Origin of the sequence: Bacillus paranthracis (genome assembly GCF_001883995.1) — a bacterium.
In the GTDB taxonomy this organism is placed as follows: domain Bacteria; phylum Bacillota; class Bacilli; order Bacillales; family Bacillaceae_G; genus Bacillus_A; species Bacillus_A paranthracis.
This window is the reverse complement of sequence record NZ_MACE01000062.1, coordinates 14841-31950: the sequence shown is the minus strand read 5'-3', so window position 1 is coordinate 31950 and position 17110 is coordinate 14841. Positions and strand designations below refer to the sequence as shown.

18 protein-coding genes are annotated in these 17110 nt (G+C 36.9%); 10 read left to right on the top strand and 8 right to left on the bottom strand.

The genetic code is table 11. From position 1 onward, the window contains the following. Positions 1 to 28: 28 nt before the first annotated feature. From gerQ to hemQ, 4 genes are all read right to left on the bottom strand, one after another. Entirely contained in the window at positions 29 to 457 is a 429-nt protein-coding gene (gerQ, locus tag BAQ46_RS23265; protein WP_000068648.1) for a spore coat protein GerQ, read from the bottom strand. A gap of 27 nt (positions 458 to 484) precedes the next feature. Further along, on the bottom strand, positions 485 to 907 hold the full coding sequence (cwlJ, locus tag BAQ46_RS23260) for a cell wall hydrolase CwlJ (RefSeq protein ID WP_000538165.1): 423 nt from the start codon (positions 905 to 907) through the stop codon (positions 485 to 487). Between the two features lie 173 nt (positions 908 to 1080). After that, positions 1081 to 2358: a serine hydrolase gene (locus tag BAQ46_RS23255; protein WP_001998707.1), complete on the bottom strand. Its 1278-nt coding sequence runs from the start codon at positions 2356 to 2358 to the stop codon at positions 1081 to 1083. Positions 2359 to 2553: 195 nt separating this feature from the next. Further along, entirely contained in the window at positions 2554 to 3297 is a 744-nt protein-coding gene (gene hemQ / locus BAQ46_RS23250; protein ID WP_001287585.1) for a hydrogen peroxide-dependent heme synthase, read from the bottom strand. Between the two features lie 255 nt (positions 3298 to 3552). Between hemQ and pta the strand changes: the two genes are divergently transcribed. Further along, complete coding sequence (gene pta, locus BAQ46_RS23245; protein WP_000067214.1) at positions 3553 to 4524, top strand: phosphate acetyltransferase; 972 nt, start codon at positions 3553 to 3555, stop codon at positions 4522 to 4524. 48 nt (positions 4525 to 4572) lie between these two features. Here pta and lipL read toward each other — a convergent pair whose 3' ends face one another. Next, complete coding sequence (lipL, locus tag BAQ46_RS23240) at positions 4573 to 5418, bottom strand: octanoyl-[GcvH]:protein N-octanoyltransferase (protein WP_071742879.1); 846 nt, start codon at positions 5416 to 5418, stop codon at positions 4573 to 4575. A gap of 176 nt (positions 5419 to 5594) precedes the next feature. On the opposite strand from lipL, the gene BAQ46_RS23235 reads away from it, so the two are divergent. Next, positions 5595 to 6185 carry a lipoprotein BA_5634 family protein gene (locus BAQ46_RS23235; protein ID WP_000800129.1) on the top strand — a complete coding sequence of 197 codons (591 nt, stop codon included), beginning with the start codon at positions 5595 to 5597 and terminating at the stop codon, positions 6183 to 6185. 28 nt (positions 6186 to 6213) lie between these two features. Here the strand turns inward: BAQ46_RS23235 and BAQ46_RS23230 are convergent, their stop codons facing one another. Beyond that, complete coding sequence (locus tag BAQ46_RS23230; protein WP_061185273.1) at positions 6214 to 6906, bottom strand: RsfA family transcriptional regulator; 693 nt, start codon at positions 6904 to 6906, stop codon at positions 6214 to 6216. 386 nt (positions 6907 to 7292) lie between these two features. Between BAQ46_RS23230 and BAQ46_RS23225 the strand changes: the two genes are divergently transcribed. The 6 genes from BAQ46_RS23225 to BAQ46_RS23200 all read left to right on the top strand — a co-directional run bounded on the left by BAQ46_RS23225 (position 7293) and on the right by BAQ46_RS23200 (position 13319). Then, a complete protein-coding gene (locus BAQ46_RS23225) occupies positions 7293 to 7517 on the top strand; it encodes a YuzB family protein (protein WP_000526077.1) in 225 nt (74 codons plus the stop codon). Positions 7518 to 7835: 318 nt separating this feature from the next. After that, the gene (locus BAQ46_RS23220; RefSeq protein ID WP_000388276.1) at positions 7836 to 8891 is read left to right on the top strand and encodes a FecCD family ABC transporter permease; all 1056 of its coding nucleotides are present in this window, start codon (positions 7836 to 7838) and stop codon (positions 8889 to 8891) included. After that, positions 8888 to 9904 carry a FecCD family ABC transporter permease gene (locus BAQ46_RS23215; protein ID WP_001260776.1) on the top strand — a complete coding sequence of 339 codons (1017 nt, stop codon included), beginning with the start codon at positions 8888 to 8890 and terminating at the stop codon, positions 9902 to 9904. The genes BAQ46_RS23220 and BAQ46_RS23215 overlap by 4 nt, the downstream gene beginning before the upstream one ends. Positions 9905 to 9919: 15 nt before the next feature. Continuing rightward, positions 9920 to 10732 (top strand): ABC transporter ATP-binding protein, encoded by an 813-nt coding sequence (locus BAQ46_RS23210; RefSeq protein ID WP_000212060.1) that lies wholly within the window; start codon positions 9920 to 9922, stop codon positions 10730 to 10732. A 191-nt stretch (positions 10733 to 10923) separates the two neighbouring features. Next, a complete protein-coding gene (locus BAQ46_RS23205) occupies positions 10924 to 11868 on the top strand; it encodes an ABC transporter substrate-binding protein (protein WP_000787743.1) in 945 nt (314 codons plus the stop codon). Between the two features lie 146 nt (positions 11869 to 12014). Next, a complete protein-coding gene (locus tag BAQ46_RS23200; protein ID WP_000262739.1) occupies positions 12015 to 13319 on the top strand; it encodes an HD domain-containing protein in 1305 nt (434 codons plus the stop codon). A gap of 39 nt (positions 13320 to 13358) precedes the next feature. Here BAQ46_RS23200 and BAQ46_RS23195 read toward each other — a convergent pair whose 3' ends face one another. Next, positions 13359 to 13544, bottom strand: a complete 186-nt coding sequence (locus BAQ46_RS23195) for a 2-hydroxymuconate tautomerase (protein WP_001147171.1) — start codon at positions 13542 to 13544, stop codon at positions 13359 to 13361. A gap of 111 nt (positions 13545 to 13655) precedes the next feature. Here BAQ46_RS23195 and BAQ46_RS23190 point away from each other — a divergent pair, with 111 nt between their 5' ends. Continuing rightward, complete coding sequence (locus BAQ46_RS23190; RefSeq protein WP_000372461.1) at positions 13656 to 14330, top strand: site-2 protease family protein; 675 nt, start codon at positions 13656 to 13658, stop codon at positions 14328 to 14330. A gap of 25 nt (positions 14331 to 14355) precedes the next feature. Further along, positions 14356 to 14865, top strand: coding sequence for a YwhD family protein (locus BAQ46_RS23185; RefSeq protein ID WP_000136688.1), 510 nt, complete (start codon positions 14356 to 14358; stop codon positions 14863 to 14865). A gap of 130 nt (positions 14866 to 14995) precedes the next feature. On the opposite strand, the gene BAQ46_RS23180 is transcribed toward BAQ46_RS23185, so the two are convergent. Continuing rightward, complete coding sequence (locus BAQ46_RS23180) at positions 14996 to 17047, bottom strand: transglycosylase domain-containing protein (protein ID WP_071742877.1); 2052 nt, start codon at positions 17045 to 17047, stop codon at positions 14996 to 14998. Positions 17048 to 17110 lie beyond the last annotated feature (63 nt).

The following is a 17110-nucleotide window of genomic DNA, read 5'->3' as shown; positions in this document are numbered from 1 at the left end:
AACAAAAGCTGGCATACGCCAGCTTTTTTTATGGTCTTGGAGCATAAGTTGCTTGTTGACTAGGCAAATACGTAATTTCTTCTGGGAATTCTACATAATCTAAGTAAATCATTAATAATAAATAACGTTTCCCTGATTGTGGCTCACTAATTACGATGTGATCACGACCAGCCGCTTCGATAATACCCGTATAGGATTGTGTACCGAGTGAACTACCACGCTCATAAGTCATTACAACTGTGGCTTGCTTGCCCTTGTTCAAGCGAAGAATATTTTCAATATATGACTGTTCTAGAGGTAACATGCCTTGAGAAACAGCATATTGAGCTTGCGCAGCTTGTTGTTGCATTGCTTGCTGCTGTTGCTGTTGTTGTGGGGTCATTTGTTGCGGTTGTACGTAAGTTCCAGATGGTTGATAGAAACCTGTTCCGTAATACGGATTTTGTTGCTGTGCCATTCAAAAATCCCTCCTTGTTTTCATTCCTTAATATATGCTAGGGCAATCCCCAGCATTTGGCTGGAAGAAGCAGTGCTTTTTGAAGCGACCAGAGTTTTGCTGATTATACCAAGTTGGTGGACATGCACCCTCAGGCCTAAAAAACCATAAGGCAAAATTTGCAGGCCAAAAACGTTGTCCTTGAATCGTTCGCCTTGCTAATGCGATATCTTGTTCCCTTGCACGTTGATAAAAATAACCTTTTTGAGTTGCCTCAAAACCACCAGGATTTTGATACACCATTTGACGTAAATTACGAATATTTTTAAAGTCTAAACAATTCCCACGGACACGATTTACTCCAACGTTTCCGACCATTAACATCCCCTGTTGTCCTTCACCTTCAGCTTCAGCACGCATCAGTCTAGCTAATAACTTTACATCTTCTTCGTTATACGCGATAACGCCCATTATGTGTCACCTCTCTTTTTGGAATACCTTGTGGAAAGAGGTTTATGTCTAGATGAAGTGTGTAACAATTACTAGTTCATACGTATGAGAAAAAGGACTCAGATATGACAACCAAACAAAGTTTTACATGGAGAGTGGAAAATAAAAAAAGCTAGCGTGAGCCAGCTTTTTTATTAAAAAACTTTAGACCATAAGTTTGAGAAGAAATCACCGATAGAGCGCATTGTTAATACAAACCAATTTGCTTTTTCAACTTCTTCTGTCGTTTTTGCAGTAACTTTCATACTTTTACTACCGTCTAAGAAACCATATTTATCGGTTGATTCTAAAGTAATCGATCCTACTTTTGCATCTTTCTTAATAGGAGCAATTAAATGACCATCTTCAGCAAGAGATTTATCTACTTCAGTTCCAATTTTATAAGGGTCTTTGCTACCTTTTTTTGCAATTACGGTTATTTCTTTTTCCGGTGCAACAGTTACTTGATCCTCTTTCCCTTGTACTACAGAGAGTGTATTGTTTTTATCGACCTTTAGTTTTTGTTTTTCGAAGTTATTAAACCCGTATTCGATTAACTCACGAGATTCTGTGAAGCGCTCGTCCATTGATTTTGTTTTAATAATAACCGAAATAAGACGTACATCACCACGTTTAGCAGTAATAGTAAATCCGTATCCAGCTGTATCAGAACTTCCGGTTTTTAAACCATCAGCACCTTCATAAGCGAAAGCAGCTCCTGGTAACATCCAGTTCCAGTTTTCCATACGAATTGGTTTCGGATGATTATCTGGGAAGTTTCTAAATCTTTGTTTTGTATCCTCTAGCATTTCTGGATACTTTGTAATCATTGCTTTTGAAAGTATACCCATATCGCGAGCTGACATAGAGTTTTCTGCATTTGGATCAGTACCCTCAGGATGTTTTCCTTTTAAGTCAGCGTTATTTAAACCAGTAGCGTTTACAAATTTATATTTCTTTAACCCTAGTTTTTTTGCATGTTCATTTGCAAGATTTAAGAAGTTTTTCTCACTTCCTGCAAGAAGTTCTGCTAAGGCAATACTAGATCCGTTTGCAGAGAAGATAACGATAGAATGATATAGTTCTCTTACAGTATATTGACGTCCTTTTTCGAACGGCACGTTAGAGAATTCATTATTACGTGAAACTTCATAAGCGTAATCGGAAATATTTACCTTTGTATCCCAAGTGATTTTTCCTTCTTTAATTGCTTCTAACACGGCATAAACAACAATTAATTTTGACATACTAGCGATAGCTAGTAATTCATCTGGATTTTGTTCATGCAGTATTTTTCCTGTATCTGCATCAAATAGAAGTGCAGCAGCTGCCTCAATGTGTATTTTTTCTTCCGCATGGGATGTTGTTACTCCTAAGGAAGAAATTGACAATAGAAACACTAGTAAAATAGAAAAGATTTTCTTCATATACATTATCACCTTCGCATCGTTATTAGCATATAGCTCGTACCATTTTAGCATAAATTTGGATATAGAAAGGTTACAATTTTGTAAGGTATTTAAAAGGATTTGTCGATTTTTGTTCAAATTTGCGGAAAAAAGAAGTTTTTTGAGGAGAAATATAGAGGGGAATAAAAAAAGGAACGAATTTCGTTCCTTTTTCACGATTTATATGTGTAAAAATTTCTCTACCTTTTCGTCTGGTAAAATGTTTCCGACGAAAAATGTTCCGAATTCACCATAACGAGCACTTACTTCATCGAAGCGCATTTCATATATAAGCTTTTTAAATTGAAGAACATCGTCAGCGAATAATGTTACGCCCCACTCAAAATCGTCGAATCCAACAGATCCTGAAATAACTTGGCGTACTTTACCTGCATACTGGCGACCAATTTTACTATGACTGTACATCATTTTCTTACGTTCCTCCATTGGAAGCATGTACCAGTTGTCATCACCTTGTCGACGCTTGTCCATTGGATAGAAGCAAATATGATTTGCTTTCGGTAACTCAGGATATAAGCGAGCTAAGATTTGTGGATTTTGGTATGGATCTTCATCAGCTGGAAGGTAGTTGCTTAGTTCAACAACAGATACGTAAGAGTATGCAGGAACCATATATTCAGCTAAAGTTGTTTTATTCAATTCTGTTTCAATTTCATTTAACTCTTCCATTGTTGGACGTAAAATCATAAGCATAATATCAGCTTTTTGGCCAACAACTGTATACATTGCGTGACTGCCCTTTTTTGCAGCAGCTACGTCGTTCCATTTTTCAACGACATTTAAAAATTCAGACACAGCTTGTCCGCGTTCGTCGCTAGATAATGTTTTCCATGCAGCCCAATCAATAGAACGTAAATCATGTAAACAATACCAGCCATCTAACGTTGTTGTTGCTTCACTCATTCTATTCACCTCAGTTAATGATAGTTTTACACGTTAACTATAGCATATATAGTTTTAAAATCATCTATATAAAACCTTGGCGCATAAAATTGTCACATTTAAGTGTTTAAGCAAGGTGAATTTAACGGCTGAATTTTATGAAAATATAATCATTTTTATTTTATCTATTTTTTGGGAGCTATAAGTTTAAAATATAGAGGAAAAGAAGTATTCTTAAAGATAGAGTTTTTTTAACATATGTAGGAGGGTTTATTCGTGAGCAACTTATTTACAACAGTAAAAGAAAAAGTTCAAGGAAAAGGCATTTCTATCGTACTTCCTGAAGGAACTGATGAAAGAATTTTAGGCGCTGCAGAGCGTTTAGCAAAAGAAGAGTTAGTAAAACCAATCTTAGTTGGTAATAAAGAAGAAATTAGCGCAAAAGCTGCTAGCATGAATTTAACATTAGCAGGCGTTGATATTTACGATCCAGCTACATACGAAGAAATGGATGCAATGGTAGCATCTTTCGTTGAACGCCGTAAAGGTAAAGCAACTGAAGAAGACGCTCGCAAAATCCTTAAAGACGAAAATTACTTCGGTACAATGCTTGTATACATGGGCAAAGCACATGGTTTAGTAAGTGGTGCAGCTCACTCTACAGCTGATACAGTTCGTCCAGCACTTCAAATCATTAAAACAAAACCAGGCGTTACAAAAACTTCTGGCGTATTCATCATGGTACGTGAAGAAGAGAAATATGTATTCGCTGATTGTGCAATTAACATTGCACCAAATAGCCAAGATTTAGCTGAAATTGGTATCGAAAGTGCGAAAACTGCTGAACTATTCGGCATTGATCCACGCGTTGCTATGTTAAGCTTCTCTACAAAAGGTTCTGCGAAATCTCCAGAAACAGAAAAAGTTGTAGAAGCAACTCGCATTGCAAAAGAAATGGCTCCAGAATTAGCTCTAGATGGAGAATTCCAATTCGATGCTGCATTCGTACCATCTGTAGCTGAGAAAAAAGCTCCAGGTTCTACAATTAAAGGTGATGCTAACGTATTCGTATTCCCAAGCTTAGAAGCTGGTAATATCGGCTACAAAATCGCTCAACGTTTAGGTAACTTCGAAGCAGTAGGACCAATCTTACAAGGTTTAAACATGCCTGTAAACGACCTATCTCGTGGATGTAACGAAGAAGAAGTGTACAAGTTAGCTTTAATTACAGCAGCTCAAGCACTTTAATTCTATAACGAATTGAAATAAAGACCGTCGCTAAAATAGCGACGGTCTTTATTTTTCTAAGCCAAGTGCTTTATTGTTACGATCAATAATACGTTGTAAATTCGTCTCATATAAAGGTATTTCATCTATTGTTAATTGAGATGGTGTTAACTTTGGAGCGAATTGCTGCAATGTTTTTAAAAGGCGCATCATTAAATTTTGTACTGTAATGGTTTCGCCAAGTAATTCTGAAAGTGAAGCCATCGTACTCGGTACAATTTCAGGATAAGTAAAGCGTGTTTCTTCTCCTTGAATGGCTAGGTTGTAGAAATCACGAACGAGTGCGGCACGTTCAGAGCCACTTCCTGTAGCACAGAGATAAATTTGGACAGCGACACCACCGCGAATACGGCGCTGTGAAATACCAGCAAATTTTTGGTCGCGAATACTTAAATCGTAGCTACCAGGGCAGTAAGAACCAACGATTTCTTTTGCCTCAATTGTAACATCGTAATCCTTTAACATTTCCTGAATTAAATGCCACATTGTATCGTATCCAAGATCAATATCGATACCTTTTTCCGTCTCTTGGAATAAAAGTGATACGTTTAACACACCTTCATCAAGTACGACTGCAAGCCCGCCAGAATTACGAACGATAACATTGAAGTCGTTTTCTTTTAAAAAGGAAATACCTTCTTCTAAGTGTGGTAGGCGTGAATCTTGAATGCCAAGAACAATTGTATTGTGATGAACCCAAGAGCGCATTGTTGCAGCTGATTCGCCCTTTCCAATGCTTGTGCATAATGTATCATCCATTGCGAATGATTGAAGTGCATGGAATGTTGGTCCTAAACTAGACTGATCTACAATACGCCACTCTGGCTGAGATAAAATGGAACGGGAATTGCTCATATAACTAACCCCTTATCTTTAAAATGACAATCTCTATTATAGCAAAAAATAATGAAAGTAGTTTTTAAGAGAAAACCTTACTGAATTGTAAGGTTGTTGTAAGGAAAGTGAATTGGTTAAATGATCTAAGATGGCTAAACTAAGAGATGTAATTATTGATTTTAGGAGGCATACAAATGAAAAATGTTAAATTAGGAATCGTAGCGATTATGTCAGCTGCTGTATTTAGTGGCTGTTCTATTATGGATATGATTGCACCACAAGCAACGGGTGTTGTTATGTACGGAGATGAAACAGGCGTTCAACAAACAATGGATCAATATAAAGATAAAATTGAATCTCAAAATAAATTTGAAGCTAAACTAGGTACTGTTAATGAGAAAAAGGTTTTAATCATGAATAAAACAACGGCTGAGAAGATGGTAAAGGAAAACATGCTGAAAAAAGTAGTGAAAGAAGATGTAGAACCTATTAAAGCATTGCCGGCTATTTCTGATGAAGCTGGAATTGTATTTGCTAAAGAGGAACAAAAAGATGTAGTAATTGATGGAAAGAAAATGAAGTACGAAGGCAATGTAGTAATTGGTGATGCGCGTAAATATACAGATATGTATGCAGTTGTTAGTGATGCAGAATATGCAAAAATAAGTGAACCGGTAAAAACAATTGGTTTAGCATCCTTTAAAGAGAATCCAAAGGAAAAGATTTTTCCAGATATAAAGAGGGATTCTAAAGTAGAAGAAGCACATATGGTTGAAGTGAAATAACAAAAAGGATGCATGTAATGCATCCTTTTTACTCTGCAATTTTTTCTAAATTACCGTTTCGATCCATTCGGAAAGATGTTTGAGAACGTTCTTCTTCATCCATGACTGCCAGCTTACGAGCGCGGTTCATAATGTTCATAAGTGTTTCGTAATCTTCTTGTACAGTATGAGATTGTTTTTCTAATTTTTCCAGTTTCTTTTCTAGTTCTTCATTTCGAAGGATTTGTGATTTAATTTCTTGTTTCAATCTCGTATTCTCGTTTTCAAGAGCTGTCACTTTTATATTTGAAGATCCGACTGTTTGTAAAAAATAAATAACATCTTGCATTGTCATAGAGCTTTTTGCAGTAGGAACGGTAGTTTCTTGATATGGAGTAGCTTCTTTATATTGTACAATTGATTCCTCTTGTACGAACTCTTCATAATTAGTTATCGAATCTGAAGCTGGTGGTGTATAAAGTAAACGTTTTTTCGCTTGTTCACCACTTGCAGCACGCATTTTATCTTTACGATGTTTTTTTGCTAGTTGAAGAGCTTGTTCATAGCTATAGCGAACAACAGCATTCCAACGGAAACCACAGGCAGCCGATGTACGATTTAATCTGTCTCCTACTTCTTCAAATGCATTTAATTGAGTACTTCCTTCTCGAACGTGACGAAGTACAGTTTCAGCAAGTAATAAATCATCCTCATCCGTCCAAGCATCTTGTCTTACTTTCATAGATTCAACTCCCTTTCTTTTTATGAACTTCCTATTTTTATAATGGGCAAAAAAATGAGCTTTTATACAAAGCTTTTAAAAATATGGTAGATTTCGATGAGAGGTATAAAGTGAAAATTTCATCAGTGGGAGGTTCTTCATCCCCTACCTAACTTCTTTGCTTTCGCTGAATTTTAAGGTGGGGATCTTACTGCCCATTAAAGCGGGATAAATTTTGCCAAGAATGACGGAAGCTGCTGTAGGAAAACATATACATATGTAGCATTATATGAGGAAAGAGCGTCGAAAGGAAACTTGCAACGAGCTTCAAAGAGCGGTAAAATACCATTTAGTGTTTATTTTTAAATGTACTTGAGAAAAGTTTAAAATAGAGGAAGTGTTATATAATGGGAAACGAATTTCGTGTGTGTGATGATTGTCAGGCAACGAACGTTAAAACGCTGATTCCAAAGCTAAAAAAAGTAGATTCATGTGCAACGATTGAAGTTGGATGTCAGTCTTACTGTGGCCCTGGCCGTAAAAAATCATTCGCATTTGTAAATAATCGTCCAGTTGCAGCGCCAACAGAAGACGAATTAATTGTAAAAATTGAAGCAAAGTTAAATAAGTAAGGAAAAGAAGAGTGAACAGATTACTCTTCTTTTTTTATGCCCATAAGAGGAAGAATCTATTCTGAGAAAGCTTAACTGGTGATGATAATAGTTCATGACAGATAGGCATTATCTATTTATTAAGGTCTCGGCCTATATGAATTTGTATTTCAAAATAATGGTTGACAGTCTTTTGAAGCGATAGGTAGAATAGAAGGTGTCTGATTCTGAGAATCATTATCAGAAAAGGGCCGATTCATTTAATTTTTTTATTGCTATTTGAGAATAAATTTCATTTCGTTAAATTAAACATATGTTGTTGGTTAGGATGGTTGAGGGATGGAAGCGAGTGCAAGGAGTATAGAACAGCAAGATGTGAATGTTAAAGAGATTAAGAGCAGGCCGCTCATTGCTTCTATTATTTTAGTAGCAGGTACAATTTTGTTAGCTTTAAGCATGGCACTGTCTATTTCGTTTGGTGCTGCAGATATTAGTTTAAAGACTGTATGGCAAGCTGTATTTCAGTTTGACGGTTCTATTACGCATCATAATGTAATTCAAGAACTTCGCATGCCTAGAGCAATAGGGGGCGTAGTAGCAGGTGCCTTTTTAGCGGTATCAGGAGCAATTATGCAAGGTATGACGCGAAATCCACTTGCATCACCATCATTAATGGGGATTACAGATGGGGCTGTATTTGGAATTGCAATTATGTATGCATTCTTCCCTAATTCACCTTATTTAATGTTCGTTATCGCATCTTTTATTGGTGCTGCGTTTGGAGCGAGCATTGTATATGGAATTGGATCTTCTTCACCAGGTGGATTAACGCCTGTGAAATTAGCTTTAGCGGGTGCCGCGATTAGTGCTTTATTAGGGGCCATTTCATCTGGAATTGCGCTATATTTCAATCTTGCCCAAGAGGTAAGTATGTGGAATGCAGGCGGAGTTGCTGGAGTGAAATGGGAAAGTATTAATATGTTAGTACCGATTGGTCTAGTTTGTCTTTTCATTGCAATTATGATGTCGAGGTATATTACAATTTTAAGCTTCGGTGAAGAAATTGCGATTGGACTTGGTCAAAATACGACATTAATTAAATTTATCGGGACAGTACTTGTTCTTGTGTTAACAGGTTCGGCAGTTTCTATGGCAGGATCGGTTGGATTTGTTGGTCTTGTCATCCCACATATGACTCGTTTCCTTGTAGGCTCAGACTATAGATGGGTTATTCCATGTTCTGCGGTCTTAGGCGGGCTGTTAATTGAATGTGCAGATATGTTATCTCGCGTTATTAATCCGCCGTTTGAAACGCCAATTGGAGCAATTACAGCGCTAATTGGGGTTCCATTCTTCCTCTACTTAGCACGTAACGAAGGGAGAGGAAAAATGTGAGGACGAGTGTCTTAACAAAAAAGAACGTTTCGGTTTTAACAATTTTAGTAGGATTAATCGTTACTGTATTTTTAGTGAGTTTAAATACAGGGACATTTAAAATACCGCCAATGGACGTATTAAAGTCATTGGTTGGACTCGGGGCTGAAGATCAGTCTGTTATTTTATTTGAATTCCGTATGCCGCGTATGGTCATTGCTATATTAGTTGGATCTGCTTTAGCTATGTCAGGTGCGATCTTGCAAGGGTTATCACGAAATCCACTTGCTGATCCAGGTATTATCGGTATTAACGCTGGAGCGGGATTAACAGTTGTTATCTTTGTCTACTTTTTCTTCGGGAAAGTAGGAACTGGTACATTTTTATCTGTATTCATTCTTCCGTTCTTCGCACTAGTTGGAGCGATATTAGCAGCTGTTATTATTTATTTACTAGCATGGAAAGACGGCGTTTCATCTACTCGATTGATACTTGTGGGTATCGCTGTTGCAGCCGGGTTTGGTGCTGTTAGTTTAATTTTTTCTATGAAGATGACATCTAACGATTTCCGCTTTGCTACGATTTGGTTAGCAGGAAGTCTTTGGGGCACAGATTGGAAGTTCGTGCTAAGTGTCCTTCCATGGATGGTTATTTTCTTGCCACTAGCTATTAGTAAAGCACACATACTAAATGTAATGAACCTAGGCGACTCTACAGCAGTTGGTCTTGGTGTAAACGTAGAAAAGGAAAGACGTAAATTATTATTTATTGCAGTTTGTTTAGCAGGTGCATCTGTCGCTGTTGCCGGAGGAATTGGTTTTATCGGTTTAATGGCTCCCCATTTAGCGAGGCGCCTTGTTGGTGGGAAACATCAAATTATGCTGCCTACAGCTGCACTAATAGGAACGTTTTTACTTTTATTCGCAGACGTAATTTCAAGAAGTGTGTTACCAACTTCAGAAATACCGGTCGGTCTTGTTATTTCTGTAATTGGTGCACCGTATTTTATATACTTACTTATGAGGACAAAGTAAAGGGAGGCTTTTTGTATGGCAACTTTAGCAGTTGATGCGGTATCTGTTGGCTATAATGAAGGGTTAATTATTGATGGATTAACAGTTGAAATTCCGGAAGGGAAAATTACAACAATTATTGGACCAAATGGTTGTGGAAAGTCCACATTATTAAAAACGGCTTCTCGTATTTTGAAAGCAAAAAAAGGTACTGTTTATCTTGACGGAAAAGCAATCGAGAAACAACCAACGAAAGAAATCGCAAAGAAAATGGCAATTTTACCACAGACTGCAGAAGTACCAACTGGCCTTACTGTATTTGAACTCGTTTCATATGGACGCTTTCCTCATCAAAAAGGATTTGGAACGTTGAAAGAAGAGGATTATCGCTACATTCATTGGGCACTTGAAGTGACGGGAATGACAGAATTCGCAAATCGTCCAGCAGAGGCATTATCAGGTGGGCAACGTCAACGCGTATGGATTGCGATGGCTCTTGCACAAGGGACAGAATTACTCGTATTAGATGAACCGACAACGTACTTAGATATGGCTCATCAATTAGAAGTATTAAACTTATTGAAAAAGTTAAATGAAGAAGAAGGTAGAACGATTGTTATGGTTATCCATGACTTAAACCATGCTTCTCGTTTCTCAGATCATATGATTGCATTAAAAGCTGGTAAGTTAATGAAACAAGGAACGCCAGATGAAGTGATGACGAGTGAAACACTTCGTAATGTATTTGAGATTGAAGCTCAAATTGTTCCATGTCCAGTAAACTGTAAGCCAATTTGTTTAACGTATGATTTAGCGATGATTAGTAATCAATTGCGTAAAAAAGCATAAGTAGAATCCCCCTCGTAAAGAGGGGGGCTTCTAATGGACGTTGAGCTTCTTATTAGTAAATAGGAAGTTGAACACCCGTTAGAACGGGGGCATAAGCAACAATTAATCAATATATATTTATTAATTGTTAACCTTGTTTCTTATAGTTCACTGTAACTTATAAGAGAAATACAGCTAGAAGGAGTGGGAACATGAAGAATTTTAAAATGGCGTTATTAGCAATGGTACTAGTCGTTACTTCTGTACTATTTGCAGCTTGTTCTAACAAAGAAGAGAAGAAAGCAGATGCGAAGGATGCGAAGACTGAAGAGCGCACTGTACAACATGCAAAAGGGGAAATTAAAATCCCTGCAAATCCCAAGAAAATTGCTGACCTTAGTGGTTCAACAGAAGAATTATTAATCTTTGGTATGAAACCAATTATTACTGCTAATACATCTCAAGAAAAAATTGATGCACATATTGAAAAGAAATTAAAAGACGTAAAACCAGTTGGTTCTGCTTGGGGAGATAAAATTAACATCGAAGCAGTAGCTGCTGCAAAACCAGACTTAATTCTTGTAAATAATCGTCAAGAAAAGATTTATGATCAATTATCTAAAATTGCACCAACGGTTATGTTAAAAACTCCATTAGACCAATGGCGTCCAAAATTCGAAGAAGTAGGTCAAATCTTCGGTAAAGAGAAAGAAACAAAAGAATGGTTCAAACAGTATGACGAAAAAGCAAGCAAATTACATGACAAAATCGTTGCGAAAACTGGCGATGCTAAATTCATGAAAATGGCTGCATATCCAAATGCTTTCCGTGTATACGGTGACTACGGTTACGGTAGTGTAATCTTTAATGATTTAAAATTACCAGCAGTTAAAGGTACACCAACTGATAAACCGTTAGTACAAGTACAAAAAGAAGCTTTAATCGATTACAACCCAGATTACTTATTCGTATTTACGACTGGTGACGGTTCTCAGCGCCTAAAAGAATTCCAAGAAGAATCAATTTGGAAAAATATGAACGCTGTTAAAAACAACCACGTATTTACAATTAAAAACGAAGAATTAAACAAAGGTTACTTCCCACTAGGTAAAGAAATGATCTTAGATGAAGTTGCTGAGTTCGTTTTAGGGAAATAATATATAAAAAGAGATCACTTTTACCCCGGTAAAAGTGATTTTTTCTTTATATAAGGGCAATTAATATAGTCTTTCATTTCTTTCTGTTTCCTATTTCGTTTATAATATATAGTAAGAATGCAGTAAAGAAAGGGGGATGTCGGAAAGTGGTATATTTAAACGACAAACTCAGCGAAACAAAAGTGTTTAAAGACCCGGTACATAAATATGTGCACGTGCGCGATCGTGTTATTTGGGATTTAATCGGAACGAAAGAATTTCAACGCTTGCGCCGTATTAAGCAGCTTGGAACGACATTTTTTACATTTCACGGTGCAGAGCATAGTCGCTTTACTCATTCGTTAGGTGTATATGAAATTATTCGTCGTATGATTGATGATGTGTTTGATGGCAGACCGAATTGGAATGCTGAAGATAGATTGTTATGCTTATGTGCGGCATTACTTCATGATGTCGGTCACGGTCCGTTTTCTCATTCGTTTGAAAAAGTATTTTCATTAGACCATGAGAAATTTACGCAAAAGATTATCGTTGGAGATACGGAAATTAATCGTGTATTAAGTCGTGTGGATAAAGATTTCCCACAAAAGGTAGCCGATGTAATTGCGAAAACATCTACTAATAAATTAGCGATTAGCATGATTTCCAGTCAAATTGATGCAGATCGCATGGACTATTTATTAAGAGATGCGTATTTCACTGGCGTAAAGTATGGAAACTTTGATATGGAACGTATACTGCGCGTTATGCGTCCGTACGGAAATCAAGTAGTTATTAAAAATAGTGGTATGCATGCTGTTGAACATTATATTATGAGTCGTTATCAAATGTACTGGCAAGTATATTTCCATCCAGTAACGCGCAGTGCTGAAGTTATTTTAACGAAGATTTTACACCGTGCAAAATCATTGCACGAGAAGTACTATACATTTAAAAATCATCCGGTTCATTTCTATTCTTTATTTGAAGAAGAAGTAACAGTAGAGGATTATTTAAAGTTAGACGAGAACGTTATGTATTATTACTTCCAAGTATGGCAAGACGAAGAGGATCCAATTTTAAGTGATTTATGCCGTCGTTTTATGAATCGAAACCTATTTAAATATGTAGAGTTTACAGATAAGCACGGTTTAGATAATTGGATGGAATTAAGTAGCTTATTTAAAAAGATTGGACTCGATCCAGAATACTATTTAGTAGTTGATTCAACATCAGACTTACCGTACGACTTTTACCGTGCTGGTGAAGAAGAAGAACGTCTGCCAATCTTACTTCTTATGCCAAATGGAGAGCTTAGAGAGCTTTCACGTGAATCGGATATTGTTGAGGCAATTACTGGTAAGAAGAGAAGGGATCAAAAGCTATTCTACCCGCATGATTTAATCTATGAAGATGGAAGAAAAGGAAAATATAAAGAGAGAATCATCGAGTTACTCGAAGGAAAAAAATAAGAAGCAGCTAAAAGCTGCTTCTTATGAAAGAACTTGAAATTATTTGTCGCTTAAGCGTTTTCCGCCAACTGCATAATGGTTTTTAGACATTTCTTCGATGAAAACAACGATGTTTTCTTCAGGAGCACCAGTTGTTTCGCTTACTGCTGCTGTTACTTTCTCAGCAAGAGCTTTCTTTTGTTCCTCTGTGCGTCCTTCTAGCATTTTCACTGTTACGTATGGCATATATAATCGCTCCTTTTATGTAAGTTACACTCTTATTATAGCGGATTATGTGGAAGAACAATCAAAAAACAAATAATTTCTTTTTTTGACATATTGAAGAGGAGATGAAGCATGGATCAGTTATTTAGATACCCGTTGCACCAAATTCCTTTGGTAGCAATGGCCATTATTATCGCATTATCAGTGCATGAATTTGCGCATGCATATGTAGCATATAAATTTGGAGACGATACAGCAAAGAGACAAGGGCGCTTAACTTTATCGCCGATGGCACATTTAGATCCTATCGGGATGATTGCTGTATTAATTCTTGGTTTTGGTTGGGCGAGACCAGTTCCTGTTAACCCATATAACTTTAAAAGACCTCGTCTTGCAGGTATATTAGTTTCAATTGCAGGACCGATTAGTAACTTAATTTTAAGCGCAATCGGTTTAATTATTTGGTATAGCTTATTAACATTTGGTGTATTAGACTCAATTCCATTTGCAGTAGCAGATACGCTAGCTCAATTTTTCCAGATTTTTATTATGTTGAATATCGTTTTACTTGTCTTTAACTTATTACCAATCCCGCCACTTGATGGATATCGCGTAGTGGAGGATTTAGCACCAACAAATATTCGTGCGAAAATGACACAGTATGAAAAATACGGGGCAATTGCTTTATTAATTCTAGTTATTACACCGCTTAGCAATTACACAATCCAACCTATTTTTAATGTTGTCATTCCATACGTATTTGCATTTTTAAACAGTATTATTGCGCCTATCTTTGGCCTTTTATAATCATTAAGTGAGGAGGAATTTACATATGACAGAGAAAAAGAAAAAAATCGGTTTTAATATCGTGAAAAATGATTCAACAGATGGACATGGTGGTTTTGGCGTTGGGGCATTAAGTCTAGAAAACATTTCACCTGTATTTGTCGATGTACTAGAGAAAACAGCATTTGTTGATATCGGTGCGATGCATGCACGTAGTACAGTAGAAAAAGGTATTAAATTTTTAACAAATAAAGATGAAGTTCCAAACGGAAAACCATACTGGCTTGTATGGGTAACGATTGAAAGAACAGCAACAGGTGCGTATTACGCAGGTGTAACAGCTTGTGAAATGACAGTTGACCGTGAAATTCGCCGCGGATATAAGTCACTTCCAGAGCACGTAAACAAAATGGATAAATCATTGAAGCGTCACATTATGGTTGAACATATGGACGAATCATCTAAAAAAGTACTTGGTACATTCTTAAAAGAACATAATGAAGCGATTTGGAACGAGTCTAGCGAAGAATTGCGCCGTGCATTATTAAGTGAATAAAAGAAAAGGATGTCTCACTAGTCGATTGTTGGACTAGTGAGACATCCTTTTTATTTTGGCTTGTTGTATGAAGATATATCAACGATTCGACTAGGAGGCTATTCCACGTTCAGTGAAATAGCTTGATATTCTACCAAGGAAGATATTTTTTCCACCAACTTGTTTTTTTCTTTTCTTCAGTTGTCTTTTCAAATTCCTCTTTATCATCAACGTGATCCATACAATATTCAGTTGGTTCTGTACCTTTTGCAAAATACATTTTCACTGAAATTGGGCAATTTTTTGTAGCGATTTTCCCGTTTTCAGGGTTAATATCGACTGCAACGACGTCACTTGGTTGTTTAAACTCTTTTTTAGGTTGTCCATCTAAGCCTTTCTCCATCGTATCAGTCCATATTCTTTTCGCATAGCCTTGTTCTGCTACGTTTGAAATTGATTTAGGTTGATCATATCCAACCCATACGCCAGTTACGAGTTGCGGGGTAAACCCAATCATCCAACTATCTGTTTCGGTAGAACCAGATTTTCCGGCATAGGTTCTTGATAGTTTAGATAACATTGATTGACCAGTTACAGCAGCATAACTGCTTAGTTTTTTATTAAACATGCCTGTCATCATTTCTTCCATCACAAATGCTTTGCTCTTATCAAGAACTTGTTTACTATCCAAATGAGCATCGTATAAAATATTTCCTTCATGATCCATAATGCGGCGAATGAAAATAGGTTTTACTTCTCTTCCCCCGTTTGCGAACATGCTATAAGCGTTAACCATTTCAATTGGTTTTACAGGAGATGTACCGAGCGCGAGGGAAGGGACATCTTTTAATGCACTTTTAATGCCGAATTGCTTCGCCGTTTTTGTAAGAATGTCTTCGCCTAAAAATAAATTGGTCTTCACGGCATATATGTTATCAGAGACCGCAAGAGCTTGCGCCATTGTTACAAAATCGTCTGCATAATAGTCTTTATAGTTTTTCGGTTTATACTTTGAAACACCGTCACCTAAAGTGAACACGGTGTATTCGCTTTTTAAGCGCGTAGCAGGGGTGAATCCTCGTTCTAATGCCGCATAATATAGAAATGGCTTAAATGTAGATCCAGGCTGGCGAGCGGCCTGTGTAGCCCTGTTAAATTGACTTGTATTATAATCAGTTCCACCAACAAGGGCAGCTACTTCACCTGTTTTTGGATTCATAGAGACGAGCGCAGTTTGTATGTTTGTCGTGTCAGGTATGTGGTCTTTTACAGCTTGTTCTGCAACTGATTGTAATTTTGGGTCTAGCGTTGTATAAATACGCAAGCCGCCTTTTTGTAAGGCTTGCTCATCTAATCCAACATCGCGAAGAAGAGAAGCTTGTACAGCATCTTGGAAATAAGGCGCAACCTCTGCGACTTTTTTCGTATCTAATGAAGCGAAAGTTAGTGATTCTTTCTTTGCTGAAGCTGCTTGTTTCTTCGTAATATAGCCTTGTTCTACCATTTCATCTAATATAAGAGATTGTCGTTCTTTCGCACGATCTTTTTTTAAAAAGGGAGAGTAGACACTAGGTCCTTTTGGTATACCCGCGAGCATACTAGCTTCCGCTAATGTTAATTCTTTTGCTGTTTTATCAAAATATAGACGGGACGCAGCTTCGATTCCATAAGCACCATGCCCGTAATAAATTGTATTTAAATATCCTTCTAAAATATGATTTTTATTATAATTCACTTCAAGACGGATTGTGTACATTGCTTCTAATAGTTTACGTTTCCACGTTTTATCATGATCTAAGTATAGGTTACGGGCATACTGTTGTGTAATCGTACTAGCGCCTTGGACTTTTGCCATCGCTTTTAAATCAGCAACAATGGCACCAGCGATACGCTTCATATCGAAGCCATGATGTTTGTAGAATCTTTGATCTTCGATAGAAAGTGTTGCCTCTTTTACGTAAGGAGAAATTTCCTTGAGAGATACATTGTATCGTTTTTGCATCTCATTACTTTGTCCTATAACAGTGTCATCATTAGCATAAAAGACACTTGTTTGCGGGACAGCGACAGGAGGAGGTCCCATAATTTTTGCAACTATAATAATAACAAAAAAGGAGAAAACGAAAAAAAGAACAGAAGAAAACATTACGGTGAAGAAAAGACGTTTATATTTTTTAAGTTTTGTATTCATAGTTTGATCCATCTTTTTCAGCCCCTCATTCATACAAACATTATTGTATTAGTATTGAGGGTTTTCGATTATTTT

Excerpts from the sequence above, each read along its gene's own strand:
- BAQ46_RS23235 (WP_000800129.1), top strand. The coding sequence starts at position 5,595 with ATGAAAAATGTTAAATTAGGAATCGTAGCGATTATGTCAGCTGCTGTA.
- BAQ46_RS23205 (WP_000787743.1), top strand. The coding sequence starts at position 10,924 with ATGAAGAATTTTAAAATGGCGTTATTAGCAATGGTACTAGTCGTTACT.
- BAQ46_RS23210 (WP_000212060.1), top strand. The coding sequence starts at position 9,920 with ATGGCAACTTTAGCAGTTGATGCGGTATCTGTTGGCTATAATGAAGGG.
- BAQ46_RS23225 (WP_000526077.1), top strand. The coding sequence starts at position 7,293 with ATGGGAAACGAATTTCGTGTGTGTGATGATTGTCAGGCAACGAACGTT.
- BAQ46_RS23230 (WP_061185273.1), bottom strand. The coding sequence starts at position 6,906 with ATGAAAGTAAGACAAGATGCTTGGACGGATGAGGATGATTTATTACTT.
- hemQ (WP_001287585.1), bottom strand. The coding sequence starts at position 3,297 with ATGAGTGAAGCAACAACAACGTTAGATGGCTGGTATTGTTTACATGAT.
- BAQ46_RS23180 (WP_071742877.1), bottom strand. The coding sequence starts at position 17,047 with ATGGATCAAACTATGAATACAAAACTTAAAAAATATAAACGTCTTTTC.
- BAQ46_RS23190 (WP_000372461.1), top strand. The coding sequence starts at position 13,656 with ATGGATCAGTTATTTAGATACCCGTTGCACCAAATTCCTTTGGTAGCA.
- BAQ46_RS23220 (WP_000388276.1), top strand. The coding sequence starts at position 7,836 with ATGGAAGCGAGTGCAAGGAGTATAGAACAGCAAGATGTGAATGTTAAA.
- BAQ46_RS23195 (WP_001147171.1), bottom strand. The coding sequence starts at position 13,544 with ATGCCATACGTAACAGTGAAAATGCTAGAAGGACGCACAGAGGAACAA.
- BAQ46_RS23255 (WP_001998707.1), bottom strand. The coding sequence starts at position 2,358 with ATGTATATGAAGAAAATCTTTTCTATTTTACTAGTGTTTCTATTGTCA.
- gerQ (WP_000068648.1), bottom strand. The coding sequence starts at position 457 with ATGGCACAGCAACAAAATCCGTATTACGGAACAGGTTTCTATCAACCA.
- lipL (WP_071742879.1), bottom strand. The coding sequence starts at position 5,418 with ATGAGCAATTCCCGTTCCATTTTATCTCAGCCAGAGTGGCGTATTGTA.
- cwlJ (WP_000538165.1), bottom strand. The coding sequence starts at position 907 with ATGGGCGTTATCGCGTATAACGAAGAAGATGTAAAGTTATTAGCTAGA.
- BAQ46_RS23185 (WP_000136688.1), top strand. The coding sequence starts at position 14,356 with ATGACAGAGAAAAAGAAAAAAATCGGTTTTAATATCGTGAAAAATGAT.